Annotated in this window: 16 protein-coding genes; 12 read left to right on the top strand and 4 right to left on the bottom strand. The window is 70.0% G+C overall.

Annotated features, from left to right (window positions below; genetic code table 11):
* Nucleotides 1-21: 21 nt before the first annotated feature.
* Complete coding sequence (locus ACZK39_RS07325) at nucleotides 22-1,011, top strand: malate dehydrogenase (RefSeq protein ID WP_463612942.1); 990 nt, start codon at nucleotides 22-24, stop codon at nucleotides 1,009-1,011.
* A gap of 69 nt (nucleotides 1,012-1,080) precedes the next feature.
* Here ACZK39_RS07325 and ACZK39_RS07330 read toward each other — a convergent pair whose 3' ends face one another.
* Both ACZK39_RS07330 and ACZK39_RS07335 read right to left on the bottom strand, forming a co-directional pair.
* Nucleotides 1,081-2,688 (bottom strand): monocarboxylic acid transporter, encoded by a 1,608-nt coding sequence (locus ACZK39_RS07330; protein ID WP_182784416.1) that lies wholly within the window; start codon nucleotides 2,686-2,688, stop codon nucleotides 1,081-1,083.
* Nucleotides 2,685-3,035: a DUF485 domain-containing protein gene (locus ACZK39_RS07335; protein WP_463612943.1), complete on the bottom strand. Its 351-nt coding sequence runs from the start codon at nucleotides 3,033-3,035 to the stop codon at nucleotides 2,685-2,687. Before ACZK39_RS07335 ends, ACZK39_RS07330 begins: the two co-directional genes overlap by 4 nt.
* 134 nt (nucleotides 3,036-3,169) lie before the next feature.
* On the opposite strand from ACZK39_RS07335, the gene purU reads away from it, so the two are divergent.
* The 10 genes from purU (at nucleotide 3,170) to ACZK39_RS07385 (ending at nucleotide 13,430) form a co-directional block, all read left to right on the top strand.
* On the top strand, nucleotides 3,170-4,018 hold the full coding sequence (gene purU, locus ACZK39_RS07340; RefSeq protein ID WP_182784412.1) for a formyltetrahydrofolate deformylase: 849 nt from the start codon (nucleotides 3,170-3,172) through the stop codon (nucleotides 4,016-4,018).
* Nucleotides 4,015-5,355: a hemolysin family protein gene (locus tag ACZK39_RS07345; RefSeq protein WP_463613077.1), complete on the top strand. Its 1,341-nt coding sequence runs from the start codon at nucleotides 4,015-4,017 to the stop codon at nucleotides 5,353-5,355. Before purU ends, ACZK39_RS07345 begins: the two co-directional genes overlap by 4 nt.
* On the top strand, nucleotides 5,348-6,565 hold the full coding sequence (locus tag ACZK39_RS07350; protein ID WP_463612944.1) for a phosphotransferase: 1,218 nt from the start codon (nucleotides 5,348-5,350) through the stop codon (nucleotides 6,563-6,565). The genes ACZK39_RS07345 and ACZK39_RS07350 overlap by 8 nt, the downstream gene beginning before the upstream one ends.
* Entirely contained in the window at nucleotides 6,562-6,993 is a 432-nt protein-coding gene (locus ACZK39_RS07355) for a cytidine deaminase (RefSeq protein ID WP_182784408.1), read from the top strand. The genes ACZK39_RS07350 and ACZK39_RS07355 overlap by 4 nt, the downstream gene beginning before the upstream one ends.
* 15 nt (nucleotides 6,994-7,008) lie before the next feature.
* Nucleotides 7,009-8,079, top strand: a complete 1,071-nt coding sequence (locus ACZK39_RS07360) for an adenosine deaminase (protein WP_463612945.1) — start codon at nucleotides 7,009-7,011, stop codon at nucleotides 8,077-8,079.
* Entirely contained in the window at nucleotides 8,076-8,684 is a 609-nt protein-coding gene (locus ACZK39_RS07365) for a hypothetical protein (RefSeq protein WP_182784404.1), read from the top strand. The genes ACZK39_RS07360 and ACZK39_RS07365 overlap by 4 nt, the downstream gene beginning before the upstream one ends.
* A gap of 70 nt (nucleotides 8,685-8,754) precedes the next feature.
* Nucleotides 8,755-9,189 (top strand): DUF2871 family protein, encoded by a 435-nt coding sequence (locus ACZK39_RS07370; RefSeq protein WP_182784402.1) that lies wholly within the window; start codon nucleotides 8,755-8,757, stop codon nucleotides 9,187-9,189.
* The gene (locus ACZK39_RS07375; RefSeq protein ID WP_182784400.1) at nucleotides 9,186-10,379 is read left to right on the top strand and encodes a sensor histidine kinase; all 1,194 of its coding nucleotides are present in this window, start codon (nucleotides 9,186-9,188) and stop codon (nucleotides 10,377-10,379) included. Before ACZK39_RS07370 ends, ACZK39_RS07375 begins: the two co-directional genes overlap by 4 nt.
* The gene (locus ACZK39_RS07380; protein WP_182799326.1) at nucleotides 10,376-10,996 is read left to right on the top strand and encodes a response regulator; all 621 of its coding nucleotides are present in this window, start codon (nucleotides 10,376-10,378) and stop codon (nucleotides 10,994-10,996) included. The genes ACZK39_RS07375 and ACZK39_RS07380 overlap by 4 nt, the downstream gene beginning before the upstream one ends.
* A gap of 1,024 nt (nucleotides 10,997-12,020) precedes the next feature.
* The gene (locus ACZK39_RS07385) at nucleotides 12,021-13,430 is read left to right on the top strand and encodes a hypothetical protein (RefSeq protein ID WP_463612946.1); all 1,410 of its coding nucleotides are present in this window, start codon (nucleotides 12,021-12,023) and stop codon (nucleotides 13,428-13,430) included.
* A 321-nt stretch (nucleotides 13,431-13,751) separates the two neighbouring features.
* Here ACZK39_RS07385 and ACZK39_RS07390 read toward each other — a convergent pair whose 3' ends face one another.
* Together ACZK39_RS07390 and ACZK39_RS07395 are read right to left on the bottom strand one after the other, a co-directional pair.
* Nucleotides 13,752-14,300: a DinB family protein gene (locus ACZK39_RS07390; protein ID WP_459054791.1), complete on the bottom strand. Its 549-nt coding sequence runs from the start codon at nucleotides 14,298-14,300 to the stop codon at nucleotides 13,752-13,754.
* A 256-nt stretch (nucleotides 14,301-14,556) separates the two neighbouring features.
* Complete coding sequence (locus ACZK39_RS07395) at nucleotides 14,557-15,792, bottom strand: IS256 family transposase (protein WP_463612947.1); 1,236 nt, start codon at nucleotides 15,790-15,792, stop codon at nucleotides 14,557-14,559.
* A gap of 275 nt (nucleotides 15,793-16,067) precedes the next feature.
* Between ACZK39_RS07395 and ACZK39_RS07400 the strand changes: the two genes are divergently transcribed.
* The gene (locus ACZK39_RS07400; protein WP_370585825.1) at nucleotides 16,068-16,931 is read left to right on the top strand and encodes an RNase H family protein; all 864 of its coding nucleotides are present in this window, start codon (nucleotides 16,068-16,070) and stop codon (nucleotides 16,929-16,931) included.
* Nucleotides 16,932-16,975 lie beyond the last annotated feature (44 nt).

Below are 16,975 nucleotides of genomic sequence, written 5' to 3' on the forward strand. Positions count from 1 at the left end.
ACCGTCACGAGAGGAAATGAAGTGAGCACTGCTGCTCCCGTCAAGATCGCCGTCACCGGCGCCGCAGGCCAGATCTGCTACAGCCTGCTGTTCCGCATCGCCAGTGGATCGCTGCTGGGCGACACTCCCATCGAGCTGCGCCTGCTGGAGATCACCCCTGCGCTCAAGGCGCTGGAGGGCGTGGTCATGGAGCTCCAGGACTGCGCCTTCGGCAACGTGGTCAACATCGAGATCGGCGACGATCCCAACAAGGTCTTCGACGGCGTCAACCTGGCCATGCTGGTGGGCGCGATGCCCCGTAAGGCGGGCATGGAGCGCGGCGACCTGCTCTCGGCCAACGGCGCCATCTTCACCGCCCAGGGCAAGGCCCTCAACGCCGCCGCCGCGGACGACGTCAAGGTCCTGGTCACCGGCAACCCGGCCAACACCAATGCGCTCATCGCGCAGCGCAACGCGCCGGACATCCCTGCCGAGCGGTTCAATGCGCTGACCCGTCTGGACCACAACCGCGCGCTCTCGCAGCTGGCCGCGAAGCTCGGACGCCCCGTCACCGACATCAGCCACATGACCATCTGGGGCAACCACTCGGCCACCCAGTACCCTGACCTGTTCAACGCCAAGGTGGACGGACAGAGCGCCGCCGCGCTGGTCAACGACCAGGAGTGGCTGGAGAACACCTTCATCCCCACGGTCGCCAAGCGTGGCGCGGCCATCATCGAGGCCCGCGGACTGTCGTCGGCCGCGTCGGCCGCAAACGCCACCGTCGAGCACATGCGCGACTGGGTGCTGGGCACCCCTGAGGGCGAATGGGTCTCCATGGCGGTCCCGTCCGACGGCTCCTACGGTGTGCCCGAGGGCCTCATCTCGTCGTTCCCATGCACGGTCAAGGACGGCAGGTACGAGATCGTCCAGGGCCTCGAGCTCAACGACTTCTCGCGCGGCAAGATCGATGCCTCCGTCGCAGAGCTGGTCGACGAGCGCAACGCGGTCACCGAGCTCGGCCTCATCTGAGGTCAGCCCCGACAGTCGAAGAGGCCCGCCCCCATCGCCGGGGGCGGGCCTCTGTCGTGAGAGGGGGGATCAGTGGTCGATCGCGCCCTCGGCGCCCGCTCCGGTCATGGAGCGCACCTCCATCTCGGCAGCACGGTCGGCCACCTCCGGGCCGTCGGGCTTGATCACGGAGCCCAGCCAGCCGAGGAAGAAGCCCACTGGGACCGACACGATGGCCGGGCTGTCGATGGGGAACCAGGCGAAGTCGGCGTTCGGGAACATCGACGTGGGCAGGCCCGACACGGCGGGGGAGAAGACGATCAGCGTCACCGCGGTGATGAGGCCGCCGAAGATCGACCAGACGGCACCGGCCGTGGAGAACCGCTTCCAGTACAGCGAGTACAGGATCGAGGGCAGATTGGCCGAGGCTGCCACCGCGAACGCCAGCGCAACGAGGAAGGCCACGTTCTGACCGTTGGCGACGATGCCGCCGACGATGGCCACCAAACCGATGGTCACCGATGTGATACGGGCGACCCGCACCTCCTTGGCCGGGTCCGCCTTGCCGTCCTTGAGGACCGAGTTGTAGATGTCGTGCGCGAAGGACGCCGACGCCGTGATGGTGAGGCCTGCCACCACCGCCAGGATGGTGGCGAACGCCACACCTGCGATGACGGCCATCAGCACGGTGCCGCCGAGCTCGTAGGCGAGCGCGGGTGCGGCTGCGTTCGCCCCGCCGGGCATCTCCGAGATGGCCTTGGGCCCGACGAGCCACGCGGCCCCGTAGCCGAGCACCATGGTGAACAGGTAGAAGGCGCCGATGAGGCCGATGGCCCAGGTCACCGAGCGGCGCGCCTCCTTGGCGGTGGGCACCGTGTAGAAGCGCATCAGCACGTGCGGGAGGCCCGAGGCGCCCAGCACCAGGGCCAGGCCCATCGAGATCAGCGCCCAGGGGTCCTTGTAGCGCTGCATCGGCGCGAGCAGGTCCACAGTGGACCCGTCGGCCGCGGACGTGGCAATCGCCTCGCCCAGGAGCGTCGACAGGTTGAACCCTGCGAAGGCCAGAACCCAGATGGTCATCGCCCCGGCGCCCAGGATCAGCAGCACGGCCTTGATCATCTGCACCCAGGTGGTGCCCTTCATCCCGCCGATCAGCACGTAGCCCACCATGAGCAGACCCACGATGGCGATGACGATGTTCTGGCCGAGCGGCGAGGCGATGCCCAGGAGCAGCGACACCAGCGCGCCCGCGCCGGCCATCTGCGCGAGCAGGTAGAAGAAGGACACCGCCAGGGTCGAGGTGGCGGCGGCCAGACGCACCGGCTTCTGCCGCATGCGGAAGCTCAGCACGTCGGCCATCGTGTACTTGCCGGTGTTGCGCAGCGGCTCGGCCACCAGAAGGAGGGCAACGAGCCACGCCACCAGGAAGCCGACGGAGTAGAGCAGTCCGTCGTAGCCGTAGAGGGCCACCGCCCCGACGATGCCGAGGAACGAGGCGGCCGAGAGGTAGTCGCCGGCGATGGCGAAGCCGTTCTGGCGGCCGTCGAACTGGGCGCCGCCGGTGTAGAAGTCTCCGGCCTTCTTCTTGCCGCCGCGGGTGACGCGGATCACCACGGCCATGGTGAAAACGACGAAGGCGGCGAAGATGGCGATGTTGATGATCGGGTTGCCGAGCTGCTCAGTCTCGAGGAGTGTCATCGCGCGCTCGCCTCCAGATCCTCACGCAGGGCCCTCGCCAGCGGGTCCACGTTCTTCACCGAGTGGCGGATGTAGAGCCAGGTGATCAGGAACGTGCTGACGAACTGGCCGAGGCCGAACAGGATGCCGACGGTGAGGTTGCCGGCCACGCTGGTCATCATCAGGTCCTTGGCGAAGATGGAGCCGAGGACGTAGGCGAAATACCACAGCAGGAACACTGCGGTCATCGGGAAGGCGAAGGACCGGAACGTCCGCTTCAGGTGGGCGAACTCCGGCGACTGCTGGACTCGGTGGAAGTCTTCGGCCGGGATCTCAGCGGTAGGCACGTCGGGGCTGCTGTCATGCATGGATGGGCGTCTCCTCTGGGCTGTGCGTCGTTGCATCAGGTTGAGCCGCGCGTCGTTGCGCGATCGCAGAGTAACAAGTTCACGGTCCAGGTGCGTCATCGCCCAAAATCACTGGCTGATGGTGACCCGCTAGCATGGCGCCCATGCATCAGCTCGTCGTTACGCTCGACTGCCCCGACCGGCCGGGGATCGTGCACGCGATCACCGGCGGCATCGTCGCAGCGCATGGCAACATCACCGAGCTGCAGCAGTTCTCCTCGCCCGACACCGGCCACTTCTTCACGCGGATCGAGGTCCACGGCGCCGAGCCGGAGTCCCTGGCGGCGGCCGTGGGTGCGGCGGCCGCGGACCTGGATGCGCGGTTCCGCGTCGATGACGTGGCCCGCCCCGTGCGGACTCTGATCCTGGCGTCGAAGGCCGGCCACGTGGTCAACGACCTGCTTTTCCGGTGGCGTGCGGGTGACCTCCCCATCGACGTGGTGGGGATCATGGCCAACCATGACGTCCTGGCACCCATGGCCGAGTTCTTCGGCGTCCCGTTCACGCACCGGGCTGTGACCGCCGAGACCAAGCCCGAGTTCGAGGCTGAGGTGCGCCGGCGCGTTGAGCAGGAGGGCATCGAGCTGGTGGTCCTGGCGCGCTACATGCAGATCCTCAGCCCCGAACTCTGCGAGTTTCTCGCCGGCCGGGCCATCAACATCCACCACTCGTTCCTGCCCGGGTTCAAGGGCGCCAACCCCTACCGCCAGGCGCACACCCGCGGTGTGAAGCTGATCGGCGCCACCGCGCACTTCGTCACCGGAGACCTGGATGAGGGCCCCATCATCGAGCAGAACGTGGTGCGCGTGGATCACACCATGGACGTGGCGAAGCTGGTCCGCAAAGGCCAGGCCCAGGAGTCGCAGACCCTGGCCGAGGCCGTGCGCCTCGTCGCCGAGCATCGCGTCCTCGCCGACGGTGACCGCACCGTCATCTTCCGCTGACTGAGGAGCCCAGCCTCGTGCTGACCGACATCGTCCTGATCTCCCTGTTCATCATCATCGGCGGCACCTTCGCCGCCGCCGAGATGGCGCTCATCACGCTGCGCGAGAGCCAGGTCAAGCAGCTTGCAGGCAAGGGGAAGCGCGGCCGTGCCATCGAGCGCCTGACCGGCAATCCCAACCGGTTCCTGTCCTCGGTCCAGATCGGCGTGACGCTGTCTGGCTTCCTGTCGGCCGCCTTCGGCGGCGCCACCATCGCCGAGGCGCTGTCCACTGAGCTTCAGTCGAGGGGCCTGGCCGAGCCCATCTCGGGCACGCTCTCGCTGGTCCTGGTCACGGTGGTCATCTCCTACTTCTCGATCGTGGTGGGTGAGCTGACCGCCAAGCGGCTGGCCATGCAGCGCGCCGAGAGTTTCGCACTCGCCCTGGCGCCGCTGGTCTCCGGCATCGCGACGCTGACCCGGCCACTCATCTGGTTCCTCGGTGTCTCCACCGATGCGCTCGTGCGCATCCTCGGGGGCGACCCGACGCTCTCCCGCAACGCCGTCACCGACGAAGAGCTGCGTGCCATGGTGGTGGGGTCCTCCACGCTCGGCAAGGAGGAGCGGCGCATCGTCGACGAGGTCTTCGACGCCGGCGAACGCTCCCTCCGCGAGGTCATGGTGCCCCGCACCGAGGTCGACTTCCTGCCCGCGGACATGCCGATCGGGTTGGCCTACCGTGAGGTCCGGGGCGCGCCCCACTCCCGCTATCCGGTCACAGAGGGGTCCCCGGACCGGATCGTCGGCTTCATCCACGTGCGTGACCTGATGGACATCGAGGGCACCGCCCGCGACAGCGACGTCGGCAGCATCGCGCGCGAGGTGCTGTTCCTCCCGGAGACCGTCAAGATCCTCCGGGCGCTCACCGCGATGCGCGCAGCCCGCTCCCACCTCGCCATCGTCCGCGACGAGTACGGCGGCACCGCCGGCATCGTCACGCTCGAGGACCTGATGGAGGAGCTCATCGGCGACATCACCGACGAGTACGACCTCCCGTCATCCTCGGTGCCCCGCCAGATCGACGAGGTGGACGGCCTCACCACCATCGAGGAGTTCGCCGAACTGACCGGCTACGTGATTCCCGAGGGGCCCTACGACACGGTGGCCGGCTTCTTCATGGCCGAGCTGGGCGAGCTGCCCCACCTCGGGGCGAGGGCCACCGTGGCGCTCAGCCCGGACCATGACGTCGACGGTCCCCGTGGCTGGTTCACGCTGGAGGCCACCCAGATGGACGGCCGGCGCGCAGCCTGGTTCTCCATCCGGCGCGACACGCTGCCGGAGGACGACACAGATGCCTGACGACGGGCTCGGCCTGCTCACCGGCCCGGGCGTCGAGCCGCTGCTGCGCGCCGCCGTCGAGCACCAGGGCGGCCGGCTTCTCACCTGGGCGATCGAGCACGTCGACGCCGCCCCGGAGCACTCCACGACCGCCACCTACCTCGCCACGGTGGCGTGGCCGCACGGGGAGCGCACGGAGCTGCTGGGCGTGAGCGCCCGGACAGGGGAGCTGCTCCCCTCGGACGCGCGGGCCGAGATCTTCGACGACGGGCGCCGCAGGGTCGCGGTGTGGCTGTACCCCGACGATCCGGACCTGCCGGGGCTGCCACGGGCCGCCTTCCCGGAGCGGATGGCCGAGACGCTCAACGTGGGCGGTGTGCTGGCCCACCCGGTGGCCGCTGATCAGCTGACGCTGGCCATGGTGGGCTATCGTCCCCGGCGGCGCGCCGTGGTGAAGGTGAGTGTCGCGGACCCGCCCCAAGTGTTCTACGTCAAGGTGCTGCGGGAGCGGGTGTTCGCAGACGTCCACGCCAAGCACCTCATGCTCCGCAGGGCGGGGGTCCCGGCCCCGGAGGTGGCGCTGGCCACACCCGATCACCTCCTCATCCTGCGGGAACTCCCTGGAACCGCCCTCGCCAGCGCCCTGTTCACCCCGGGAGACCCGTGCGCCCCCGAACAGCTGATCGACCTGCTCGATGCGATGCCCGCCTCGGTGGCCTCGCTGGAGCGCCGGGCGCCGTGGGCGGACGCCGTGGCGCACTACTCCGCCATGGTGTCGGCCACCCTGCCTGAGCTGGGCGAGGAGCTGGGTGCACTGGTTGCGAGAATCACCTCCGGCCTGGCGGGGTTCGCCCCAGGGGACGAGCCCACGCACGGTGACTTTCACGAGGGCCAGATCCGGGTGGCCGACGGACGGGTGGTGGGCCTGCTCGATGTGGACACCATCGGTCCCGGACGTCGCGCCGACGACCTGGCCTGCCTGATCGGGCACCTGTCCACCATCCAGCGGATGAACCCGGCCCAGGCGGACAAGGTCAGAGACCTTCTGGCCAGGTGGGTGCCGGTGTTCGACCGGCGGGTGGACCCTGTGGAGCTGCGGCTACGTGCAGCGGCCGTTGTCATCTCGCTGGCCACCGGCCCTTACCGCAGTCAGGACGTGGACTGGCGGCAACAGACCGTGGCGATGGTGCGGTCCGCCGGCGCGTTGGTGCGGCAGGTGGTCCGCGAATGAGTCATGTTGCGGCAGCGGTGCAGCAGGTCGACTGGGACCGGCTCCGGGCAGTGGCCGTCGATGTCGCGGGGCGGGCCTACGCGCCCTACTCGAAGTATCGGGTGGGGGCCGCGGCGCTCGTGGACGATGGGCGCACCATCAGCGGCTGCAACGTGGAGAACGCGGCCTACGGGGTCACCCTGTGCGCCGAGTGCGGGCTGATCTCAGACCTCGTGGCGGGCGGCGGTGGCCGGCTCGTGGCGTTCACCTGCGTCAACGGCGAGGGCGACGTCATCACGCCGTGCGGCCGCTGCCGGCAGCTGCTCTTCGAGCACGGCGGGCGCGGGCTGCTCATGGAGACCCCGGCCGGGGTCCTGACCCTGGCGGACCTGCTCCCGCAGGCGTTCGGCCCGGACGACCTCGACGCGATCGCCCCACCTGCCCCCTGACGGTAGCGTTGGCGCATGCTCACCATCGATGACCTGAGGGCGTTGCCCAAGGTGGCCCTCCACGACCATCTCGACGGCGGTCTGCGCCCGGAGACCGTGATCGAGCACTGCGCTGAGAACGGCCACGAGCTGCCCGCCACGGACCCGGACGAGCTGCGCCACTGGTTCTTCGAGGCCGCGGACTCCGGCTCCCTGGAGCGCTACCTCGAAACGTTCGAGCACACCGTCGCCGCGATGCAGACTGCCGAACAGCTGAGCCGCGTGGCCCACGAGTTCGTCGTGGACCAGGCCGCCGACGGCGTCGTCTACGCGGAGGCGCGCTACGCTCCCCGACAGCATCAGCGCCAGGGCCTCACCCTCGAGGCCATCGTCGAGGCGGTCCGCGACGGTCTGGCCTCCGGCATGGCCGTCGCGGCCGCCGCCGGGCGGCTCATCGTCGCCCAGCAGATCCTCACCTCGATGAGGCACTCCGAGCCCTCCACCGACGTCGCGGAGCTGGCGCTGGCCTACCGCGACGACTCCGTCTGCGGCTTCGACATCGCGGGGGCCGAGGACGGCTTTCCCCCGTCGCGATTCGTCGACGCGTTCCGCCACCTCAAGCACAACAACATGTTCTTCACCATCCACGCGGGTGAGGCGTTCGGACTGCCGTCGATCTGGGATGCGGTGCAGGTGTGCGGCGCGTCCCGCCTCGGGCACGGTGTGCGGATCGCCGACGACATCGACGTCACGGACGACGGGGCGCTCCTCGGCCGGCTCGCCAACTACGTCCGCGACGCACGCATCGCGCTGGAGGTGTCCCCGTCGTCGAACCTGCAGACCGGGGTCGCCCAGACGATGGCGAGCCACCCCGTGGACATGCTGCACCGGCTGGGGTTCAACGTGACCGTCAACTGCGACAACCGGCTGATGAGCGCCACGACGATGTCGCGGGAGTTCGCGCTGCTCAGCGAGGCCTTCGGCTGGACCCTCATCGACGTGGAGCGCGTCACCGTCAACGCGATGCGCGCCGCGTTCCTTCCCCACGACCAGCGCGAGCGGATCATCGCGCACGTCATCGCCCCGGCCTACGCCGCGGCGCAGTGATCCTCGAACCTCCTGCCGGGGCGCCGCGGCTCAGCCTGCGCTGGGTCAGCGGCGGGACGGCCCGGGACGTCGTCGGCCACCTGGTGGCGGCCAACGAGCAGTGGTATGTGCTGCTGCCGGAGGACCGTCCCGCGGTGTGGGTGCCTCGAGCGGAGGCGGCTGGGGTGCGCCGCGTGCCCGAGCGCAGCGTGCTGCCGGTGTCGCGGCCCGAGGACCTTGAGCGGGCGCTGGAGCAGGCCCGGCCCGGAGTCCGCCGCGCGCGGCTCGGCGGCTGGCGGGTGAGCGGCCACGGTGTCCTGGCCGTCGGCGACCCTGGCGCTGCCCTCGACGACGCGCTGCAGGCCGCGGAGGCGTGGATCGGTGGATCCGCCCCGGTCCGGACTCTGCGCGGCTCGACGGAGGCGCTCACGGCGCTCGGCCTGAGCATCTGCGGCGGCTTCGCGATCCTCACCGCAGACGGTCCCTCCTCGTCGCTGGCCGGGGCGGTGCCGCTGACGAGGGGCTGGGCGCTGGAGGTCCACATCGGTGACCTGGCGGGGCTCGAGGCCGCGGCTGCGGCCGGCTTCGTCGAGCGCTACCGCGCCGTCATCCTCACCCGCCCGTGAGAGTGGGTCCACCGGACGGTGGATAGCGGGCGGGCGACGGGGGAGTGGTTCTGCGGGCAGCATCGGAGCCATGCTGAACAGACTCTTCTTCTCCGCCGCCACCTGGACGGCTCTGGGCCTCGCCTCCGGCCTGTACTGGCGCGAAATGACCAAGCTCAACGACTTCACCGGCCACACCCAGCTCGCCACCGCCCACACCCACGCGCTGGCGCTGGGCACGTTGATGCTCCTTGTGGTGCTGGCCCTGGCGAAGAGCTTCGCCCTGGGGGACAAGGCCACGACGCTGTTCACGGTGCTGTGGAACGTGGGCCTCGGGCTCACGTTCGGGGCCATGATCGTCAAGGGGACGCTGCAGGTCCTCGAGATCCCCATCGCGACCTCGCCGATGTGGGCGGGCATCGCCGGACTCGGCCACATGGTGCTCAGCGGGACCTTCGTCTACCTGTTCGTCATCCTGCGCCGGGCACTGACCGCCGCCCCGGCCACCGCTAACGTGGGGGCGTGACGACGACGACGGCCGACCACCCCCCGCGGTTCTCGGCGGCCTGGTGGCTGAGGCTGGGGCAGGCGCTCCTCTTCGTGGGGCTGCTGGTGGTGGCCACCGCGCTGGCCTGGATCGAGGGAGCCGGCTGGCCGGTGCTGGCCCTGGCGGGCATGATGCTGGTGGCCTTCGTCGCGGGGCTCTCACTCCAGCCGCGGCTCGGCATCCTCGGGCGCTCGGTGTGGGTGGGTGTGTTGTTCCTCGGCTCGGTCACGTCGATGGTGCTGTCGCGGGACTTCCTCTGGGTGGTCTTCCCGCTGTGGCTGCTGGTCGGCTCGGTGTTGCCCCTCCTCGCCGCACTGTTGCTGACCGCGGTGACGCTGGCCGTCGTCGTCACGGTGCTGGCGATGGCCGAGGGGCACAGCGTGGGCGGAGTCCTGGGACCGCTGGTGGGGGCACTGGTGGCGGTGGGCGTTGCCCGAGGGGTGCTCCTGTTCGAACACGAGGCCTCCGAGCACCGACGGCTGTTGGCGGAGGTGCTCCGGGCTGAGGACGAGACTGCCAGGTTGCAGCGCGAGGCCGGGGTACTCGCCGAGCGGCAGCGCCTCGCCCACGACATCCACGACACCCTGGCCCAGGGCTTCTCCTCCATCGTGCTGCTGGCACGCGCGGCCACTCGGGCGGTGGATCCCGCCGCTGCTGCCCACCTGCTGGGGCAGATCGAGGCCACCGCTGCCGCGAACCTGGCGGAGTCGCGCCGCGTCGTCATGGCATTGGCGCCCGAAGCGCCAGGGGCGGGAGGCCTGGCGGCGCCCCTGGGGCGCCTCACCGCTGACGTGGCGGGGGCTCTGGGAGCCGAGTGGGCGGTCACCGTCGATCCCGACCTGCCCAGGCTGGCCACGCCCATCGAGGTGGCCTTGCTGCGCGGCGCGCAGGGCGCGCTGTCCAACGTGAGGCTCCATTCCGGGGCCGGGCGGATCAACGTCGAGCTGGCCCGCGCCGGTGACGAGGTGCACCTGGACATCGTCGACGACGGGGTCGGGTTCGACCCGGCGCGCCCCGTCGTCGCAGGCCCCCTGGGCGGGTACGGGCTGCGTGCACTGCGTGAGAGGTTCACCGAGCTCGGGGGTGGCGTCGAGGTGGAGTCAGATGCTGGCGGCACCGCGGTGGCGCTGCGGCTCCCGCTGATTCCGGCAGCCGAGGTGTCGCGGTGACCCGCGTGCTGATCGTCGATGACCACCCCGTGGTGCGCTCGGGGCTGCGCGCCCTGCTCGATGGGGCCGACGGCGTCGAGGTGGTGGGCGCCGCCGCCTCAGGCGAGGAGGCGCTGATGCTCGCCTCAGAGACCCACCCGGACGTCGTGCTGTGCGACCTGCGGCTGGGGCCCGGGCTCGACGGGGTGGGGGTCACGGCGGCGCTGCAGGCCCAGCAGGGCGGGCCGGCCGTCCTCATCCTCACCACCTACGACAACGACTCCGACATCGCGCGCGCGGTGCTGGCCGGCGCGGCCGGCTACCTGCTCAAGGACGCGGAGCCTGAGGACATCGTCTCCGGGATCCAGGACGCCGCCGCGGGGCGGCTGGTGCTGTCGCGGGACATGGAGGGGCGGGTGGTGGAGCGCATGGCCCAGGGAGTCCCGACGCTGAGCGCCCGCGAGCTCGACGTCCTCCGCCTCGTCGAGGAGGGTGTCACCAACAGGGGGATCGCCAAGCGCTTGTTCATCTCCGAGGGGACCGTCAAGACGCACCTCGTCCACGCGTACGCCAAGCTGGGCGCGGAGTCCCGCACCGCCGCGGTCGCGGCGGCTCGGCGCCACGGGCTGCTGGGCTAGCGGTCGTCTCAGTAGTTCGTCGGGGGTCATGTGCCCTCGCGCCCTGGGCGCCGCCCTTCCCATTGTTCCCTGAGGGGGGCTGCCCGCGGAGCGGCGTGGCTGGTCTCCATCGTTCCCTGAGGGGGCCGTCCGCGGAGCGGCGTGGCCGGTCTCCATCGTTCCCTGAGGGGGGCTGCCCGCGGAGCGGCGTGGCCGGTCTCCATCGTTCCCTGAGGGGGGCTGCCCGCGGAGCGGCGTAGCCCGTCTCGAAGGGTTGTGAGTGCCACCTTCACGCGGATCCCGTTGTCGGGTGCGGTGAGCCGTGAGTCGATGCCCATGCGGCCGTTGTCCAGGGTCTTGCTGTGGCCACTGGTCATACTGTGGTCGGGTGGTTGAGGCCGCCCGGGCATCGTCTCCCGTCTCCCCGCACTCGTCCTCCCTGTGGCGTGGTCCTGTCCCGGGTGCGGGCCGGCAGGGCGGCGTTGGGGTTGCGTCTGCTTGGGCGGGATGCCAGCTGGGTGATCGTCGGGTTGGGCACCGCTGCGCAGTGCCGCCCTGCCGTCCCCCACCCTCTCGGCAACCATCAGACCTCTGTTCGCTGAAAGGTCGCGAACCGGGGGCCTCGAGGGCCTTCATCGCTGGTTGGCTGAGGTGCCGCGAAGGAACTGGAACCCTCCCCGACGGCTGAGGAGCCGCGCAGCGGGCTGGGACCCTCCCGGCTGGCTGAGGAGCCGCGCAGCGGGCTGGGACCCTCCCCGCTGGCTGAGGAGCCGCGAAGCGGGCTGGAGCCCTTCCCGTTGGCTGAGGTGCCGCGAAGCGGCCTCGAAGCCTAAGAAACGCGAGCTGACGAGCCAATTCTCCCGAGTCGTCGAGGCCCTTCACCCGACAGCTGGGGGGCCGACCGAGGGCGGAGCCCCCGACGCGTCGAGGCCCCGCCACGGGCGCCGACCCCACCGCAACCCCCAGAAAAACTTCTCGAAGAATTTCTGCCGGGCGTCCCTGCTGGGAGCCAATAATGTCAGTGGTCGGACATAGCGTGGAACCCATGAAGGACAAGGCACACGAGATCGCGGAGCAGTTGCGCTCCGCCGACGAACTGCGCCGTCTCGCCGAAGCCCAGACCCTGACCCTGCTGTGTGACCTCGCGGAGCACTACGAGGTTGACTACGACCAGGTCGTTGAGGTCCTCGCCGAGCGCAGGGTGGTGGTCGGGGGTATCGGGACCCCGGCGGTCTCCGAGTTCATCGGCCTGGAACTTGCCGGGTTGCTGCGCTGCCCACCGATCGTGGCTGCCTCCAAGCTGGCTGATGCTTTGAGCCTGAAGCACCGCCATCCCCGCCTCTACACGGCGGTGCAGGAGGGCCGGATCGAGGCGGCCAGGGCCTGCAAGGCCGCCGAGCTGTGCCGTGAGCTGCCGGTCGAGGGGGCCGATGCCGTCACCGACCGTTGGTTGGGCAGGCAGGACGGGTTGGGTTGGACGGCCGCGTTCACGCTGTTGAAGAAGATGATCATCGAGGCCGATCAGAGCCGCGCCGCCGAACGCGAACGGCGGCAGCGCGCCTCACGCGGAGTCCACCTGTGGGGATTGCACAAGGGGGTGATGAACCTCACCGGCCGACTCGACGTGCTCGACGCCCGCTACCTCGACGCCGCCGTCGACCGCATCGCCGACCTGCTGGCTGTCGAGCAGCCCGACACATCGAAGACGATCCTGCGCGCCAAAGCCCTCGGAGTGCTCGCCAACCCCGCCTACGCCCTGGCCCTGCTCCAGCACGCGGCGCAGCCCGCCCTCCACGACAACCTCGCCGTCGCCCTCGACGCCGCCCCGGCCCCCACCACCTCCGACGCCCAGCGCGACGGGTCAGCCGCCTTCGACGGGAGACTGATGGAACGTGCGGCTTCTGATGGTGGGCAGCGTCACGATCCGCACTGCCTCGGCGCGCTGTGCGGCACCATCACCACCCCACTGGCCAAGCTCCGCCCCAAGCTGGAGCTGGCCGTCCACATCCACACCGACGCCCTCGGCCAGCTCACCGGCACCGCCCGCATCGATCGGGCCGGGGACATCACCACCGCCCTCCTCGCCGAACTCCTCCCCGGGTTGGATGTCACGGTGCAGCCTGTGATCGATCTGCCCGAGATCCCCGCCGAAGACCACTACGCCCCATCGGCCGGGTTGAAGAAGGCCCTGCTGTTGAGCATGGACCACGAAATGTTCCCCTACTCCAAACGGCGAGCCAACGGCCTGGACCTGGACCACACCCAACCCTTCGCGCCCGGCTGCCGCGGGCAGACCCGGAGCGGGAACCTGGCCCCACTCAGCCGCAGGGTCCACCGCGCGAAAACGGCCCGCACCTGGCGCGCCGACCAACCCAGACCAAGCCAGCTCCACTGGTCCAGCCCACTGGGCTACCGCTACGAAGTCACCCCCAACGGCACCCGCATGCTCGCCTGACAGCTCGCCGTCAGGCTGCGAACGAGTGCTCAGGGAGAGGGTTCTCCCGCGGAGCCGTGAGAAGGTGACCTTGTCAGCTCACGTTTCTTAGCTTCGAGGCCGCTGCGCGGCTCCTCACCCGGCGGGCTGGGGCGGGTTGGCTTCGAGACGGGCCACGACGCTCCGCGGGCGGCCCCTCCTCTGGGAATTGTGAGACGGGTCATGCTTCTCCGCGGGGGATGTCCCTTGAGAGCCTCCGGGGGCGCTCAGGGAGCGACACTAGGCCGACCCCTCCGCCCGGACCTTGACCCCCGACGAACTCACCACCATGACAGCTGGCCCTCAGGCGCCGACGTCGTGCAGGTGGTGAATGAGGTCATGGGCGAAGTAGCGGCCCAGAGAGAGCGCCGTGAACCGCGACCCGTTGCTGCGCACCCCCGTCCACTCCCACTGCTCGCCCTCGGGCTCGGCCCACGCCTTCGCCGCGGCCTTGGCGCGCTCGCCCACGAGGACCCGGGTGGCGTTGGCATCGGAGAGCCAGTACTCCTCTTCGGTGGCCGCGAGGTCCTGGTCCCAGTCCTCGAACTCGGCCCCCGCGCCGTCGCTGGCGAGGATCAGGCTGAGACGGGTGGTCATGACCTCGCACACGTCCGCGACATGCCGGGCGTACTCGATGGGCGACCAGGTGGTGGGCTGCGGCCGCCGCTCCGCGCCCCGCCCCTCCAGCGCCCTCTGGAAGCGGGCCGAGGCGTCGAGGATCAGCCCGGGAAGTGCCTCTGGGCTGACAGCGGCCGGATCGAAGCCGCACTCGGGGCATGGCCGCTCGGTCACCCAGGTCCAGTCCTTGGTGTCGGGGGCGGTGGGGTGCGGCGGGATCAGGGGCTCAACCATGTTGGCGAGCCTAACTGACTCCGCCGCTCACTCACCGGCGCGTGCCTGGCCGGCTGTCCGCGATCAGCCTCGTGACGCTCAACTCGGCCGTGGAGACCCAGCGGTCGGTCTGGTCGCCGTAGGTGCTGAGCACCCGGAGGCGGACGAGGTCGCCGCTCCCCGTGAGGGGGATGACGGAGGGATCTGATGAGTTCGGCAGCGTGCCCGCCGCGACGCTGGGTCAAGTCCCGGCTAGTGGTGTAGCGGGGTTCCTTCGTTAGGCGGTGAGGGCGAGGGGTTCGGTCACCTCCTCGGTGGGGACGGTGGTGAGTCGGCAGCGGGTGAGGATGTCGAGTCCGAGGTAGCGGCGGCCTTCGGCCCATTCGTCGGTTTGCTCGGCCAGGACGGCGCCGACGAGGCGGATGATCGCGTCGCGGTTGGGGAAGATCCCGACGGCGTCGGTGCGGCGCCTGATCTCGCGGTTGAGGCGTTCGGCGGGGTTGTTGGACCAGATCTGGGTCCAGACATCGCGCGGGAAGCTGGTGAACGCGAGCACGTCGGCGCGGGCGGCGTCGAGGTGTTCGGCGACGGCGGGGAGCTTGTCGCTCGTGTAGTCCAGGAGTCGGTCGAACTGGGCCTCGACGGAGGCGGCGTCGGGTTGGTCGTAGACCGAGTGCAGCATGGCTTTGACCGCGGGCCACATGCTCTTCGGGGTGACCGACATCAGGTTGGCGGAGTAGTGGGTGCGGCAGCGTTGCCAGATGGCGCCGGGCAGGTTCGCCGCGATCGCTTCGATCAAACCAGGGTGGGCGTCGCTGGTGACGAGGCGGACGCCGGCCAGTCCGCGGGCGACCAGGTCGGCGAAGAACGTGTTCCAGGCGGTCTTGGTCTCGGAGGTGGCGACCTGCAGCCCGAGGACCTCGCGGTGGCCGTCGCCGTTGACGCCGGTGGCCACCAGCACGACGGCGTTGATCACCCGGCCGCCTTCGCGGACCTTCATGGTGAGCGCGTCGGCGGCGACGAACGTGAACGGGCCGGCGTCTGCGAGTGGGCGGTGTCGGAACTCGTTGACGTGCTGGTCGAGCTCGGCGGCCATGCGGGAGACCTGGGACTTCGAGAGTCCGTCGATGCCCAGGGTTTTGACGAGCTTGTCCATTCGGCGGGTGGACACCCCGGCGAGGTAGCAGTCCGCCACCACGGTGATCAGGGCGGTCTCGGCTCGTTTGCGGCGCTCCAGCAGCCATTCGGGGAAGTAGGAGCCGGTGCGCAGTTTCGGGACGGCGACGTCGACGGTGCCGACGCGGGTGTCGAGGGGGCGGTGGCGGTAGCCGTTGCGTTGCGCGAGTCGGTCGGCCGAGGGCTGGCCCCATTCGGCTCCGCAGACCTGGTCGGCGTCGGCGGACAGGAGGGCGTTGATCAGGGTCTGCAGCAGGGTGCGCATCATGTCCGGCGAGGCCTGGGTCAGCAGGTTGCCCAGCACGTGGGCGGGGTCGACAATGTGTGGAGCGGTCATCGTGGCGATGTCCTTTCGAGAGAGCTGTGAGAGGTGAACTCGAAGGATCCCACGGTGACCGCGCCATCGTCTTCCGACCCGGCCACCGGGGCTACACCATTATCTGGGACTTAACTCGACGCTGACGAGGCTCGACGGGTCGTCGCCGACCAGCACCTCGTAGCCCCATCCGCCCGTTGCTGCCGGACTGTCGCGGGGTGACGGTGAGTCGTGAGCGAATCAAGGAGCGGGTGAGGTGCACGGGCGGTCATGCGCATGGCACTAGGCTCGGGCGCGTGATTGTTGCCGCCGCCGATGGGTCCGCCCTCTCCAACCCCGGGCCCGCTGGCTGGGCCTGGTACGTCAGCGACGACATCTGGGCCGCCGGTGGCTGGGACCACGGCACCAACAACATGGGTGAACTGATGGCCGTGCTCGACCTGCTCCGCTCCACCGCGCACCTCGACGAGCCACTACGGATCCTCTGCGATTCGCAGTACGTCATCAACTCCCTCACCAAGTGGTTGCCCGGCTGGAAGCGCAAGGGGTGGAAGAAGGGCGACGGCAAGCCGGTGCTCAATGTGGAGTTGATGAAGGAGCTCGACGCCGCGCTGCAGGGGCGCACCGTCCAGTTCGAATGGGTCAAGGGCCACGCCGGACACTCGATGAACGAGGCCGCGGACGAGCGGGCCCGTGCAGCGGCCACCGCCTTTCAGCGCGGAGACCCCGTCAACCATGGCCCGGGTTTCCCGGACACCCACCGTCCCCCCGGGCGCCGGGACTTCTCGGTGGGGCAGACCGAGCCGGAACCCGACCTCTTTTCCACAGCGCCCCCCGAGGAGCCCGTGCCGGCGCCAGTGCCGGGTTCCGCGTCACCGCGCACCAAAGCCGCTCTCGTTCGCCTCACCCGGGAAGCAGTCTCCGACCCTGCAGCGGCCAGGCTCCACCGCGACTTCGTCGCGCACGGCGCCGACGGCGCCCAGACCTGGGATCTGCCCTGGCCAGCGGCCGATGAGGTGCGGTTCCTCGCCGTCGACACGGTGACGGCCGGGGCCGGTCTGGTGCGGTGGGCGCAGCAGGACCTCACGTGTTCGGGGCTGTGGGTGGAACTCCCTGCGGGCTGGTCGCTGCGATTCACCCAGGCCACCCGGCAGGTCTGATCCAGCCCGGAGTTCGAACCCGACCCGGTGCGCGTCGACGGTCG

This window comes from Tessaracoccus luoxuelianae, assembly GCF_055326245.1.

Excerpts from the sequence above, each read along its gene's own strand:
- ACZK39_RS07330 (WP_182784416.1), bottom strand. The coding sequence starts at position 2,688 with ATGACACTCCTCGAGACTGAGCAGCTCGGCAACCCGATCATCAACATC.
- ACZK39_RS07335 (WP_463612943.1), bottom strand. The coding sequence starts at position 3,035 with ATGCATGACAGCAGCCCCGACGTGCCTACCGCTGAGATCCCGGCCGAA.
- purU (WP_182784412.1), top strand. The coding sequence starts at position 3,170 with ATGGCGCCCATGCATCAGCTCGTCGTTACGCTCGACTGCCCCGACCGG.
- ACZK39_RS07350 (WP_463612944.1), top strand. The coding sequence starts at position 5,348 with ATGCCTGACGACGGGCTCGGCCTGCTCACCGGCCCGGGCGTCGAGCCG.
- ACZK39_RS07355 (WP_182784408.1), top strand. The coding sequence starts at position 6,562 with ATGAGTCATGTTGCGGCAGCGGTGCAGCAGGTCGACTGGGACCGGCTC.
- ACZK39_RS07360 (WP_463612945.1), top strand. The coding sequence starts at position 7,009 with ATGCTCACCATCGATGACCTGAGGGCGTTGCCCAAGGTGGCCCTCCAC.
- ACZK39_RS07370 (WP_182784402.1), top strand. The coding sequence starts at position 8,755 with ATGCTGAACAGACTCTTCTTCTCCGCCGCCACCTGGACGGCTCTGGGC.
- ACZK39_RS07385 (WP_463612946.1), top strand. The coding sequence starts at position 12,021 with ATGAAGGACAAGGCACACGAGATCGCGGAGCAGTTGCGCTCCGCCGAC.
- ACZK39_RS07390 (WP_459054791.1), bottom strand. The coding sequence starts at position 14,300 with ATGGTTGAGCCCCTGATCCCGCCGCACCCCACCGCCCCCGACACCAAG.
- ACZK39_RS07395 (WP_463612947.1), bottom strand. The coding sequence starts at position 15,792 with ATGACCGCTCCACACATTGTCGACCCCGCCCACGTGCTGGGCAACCTG.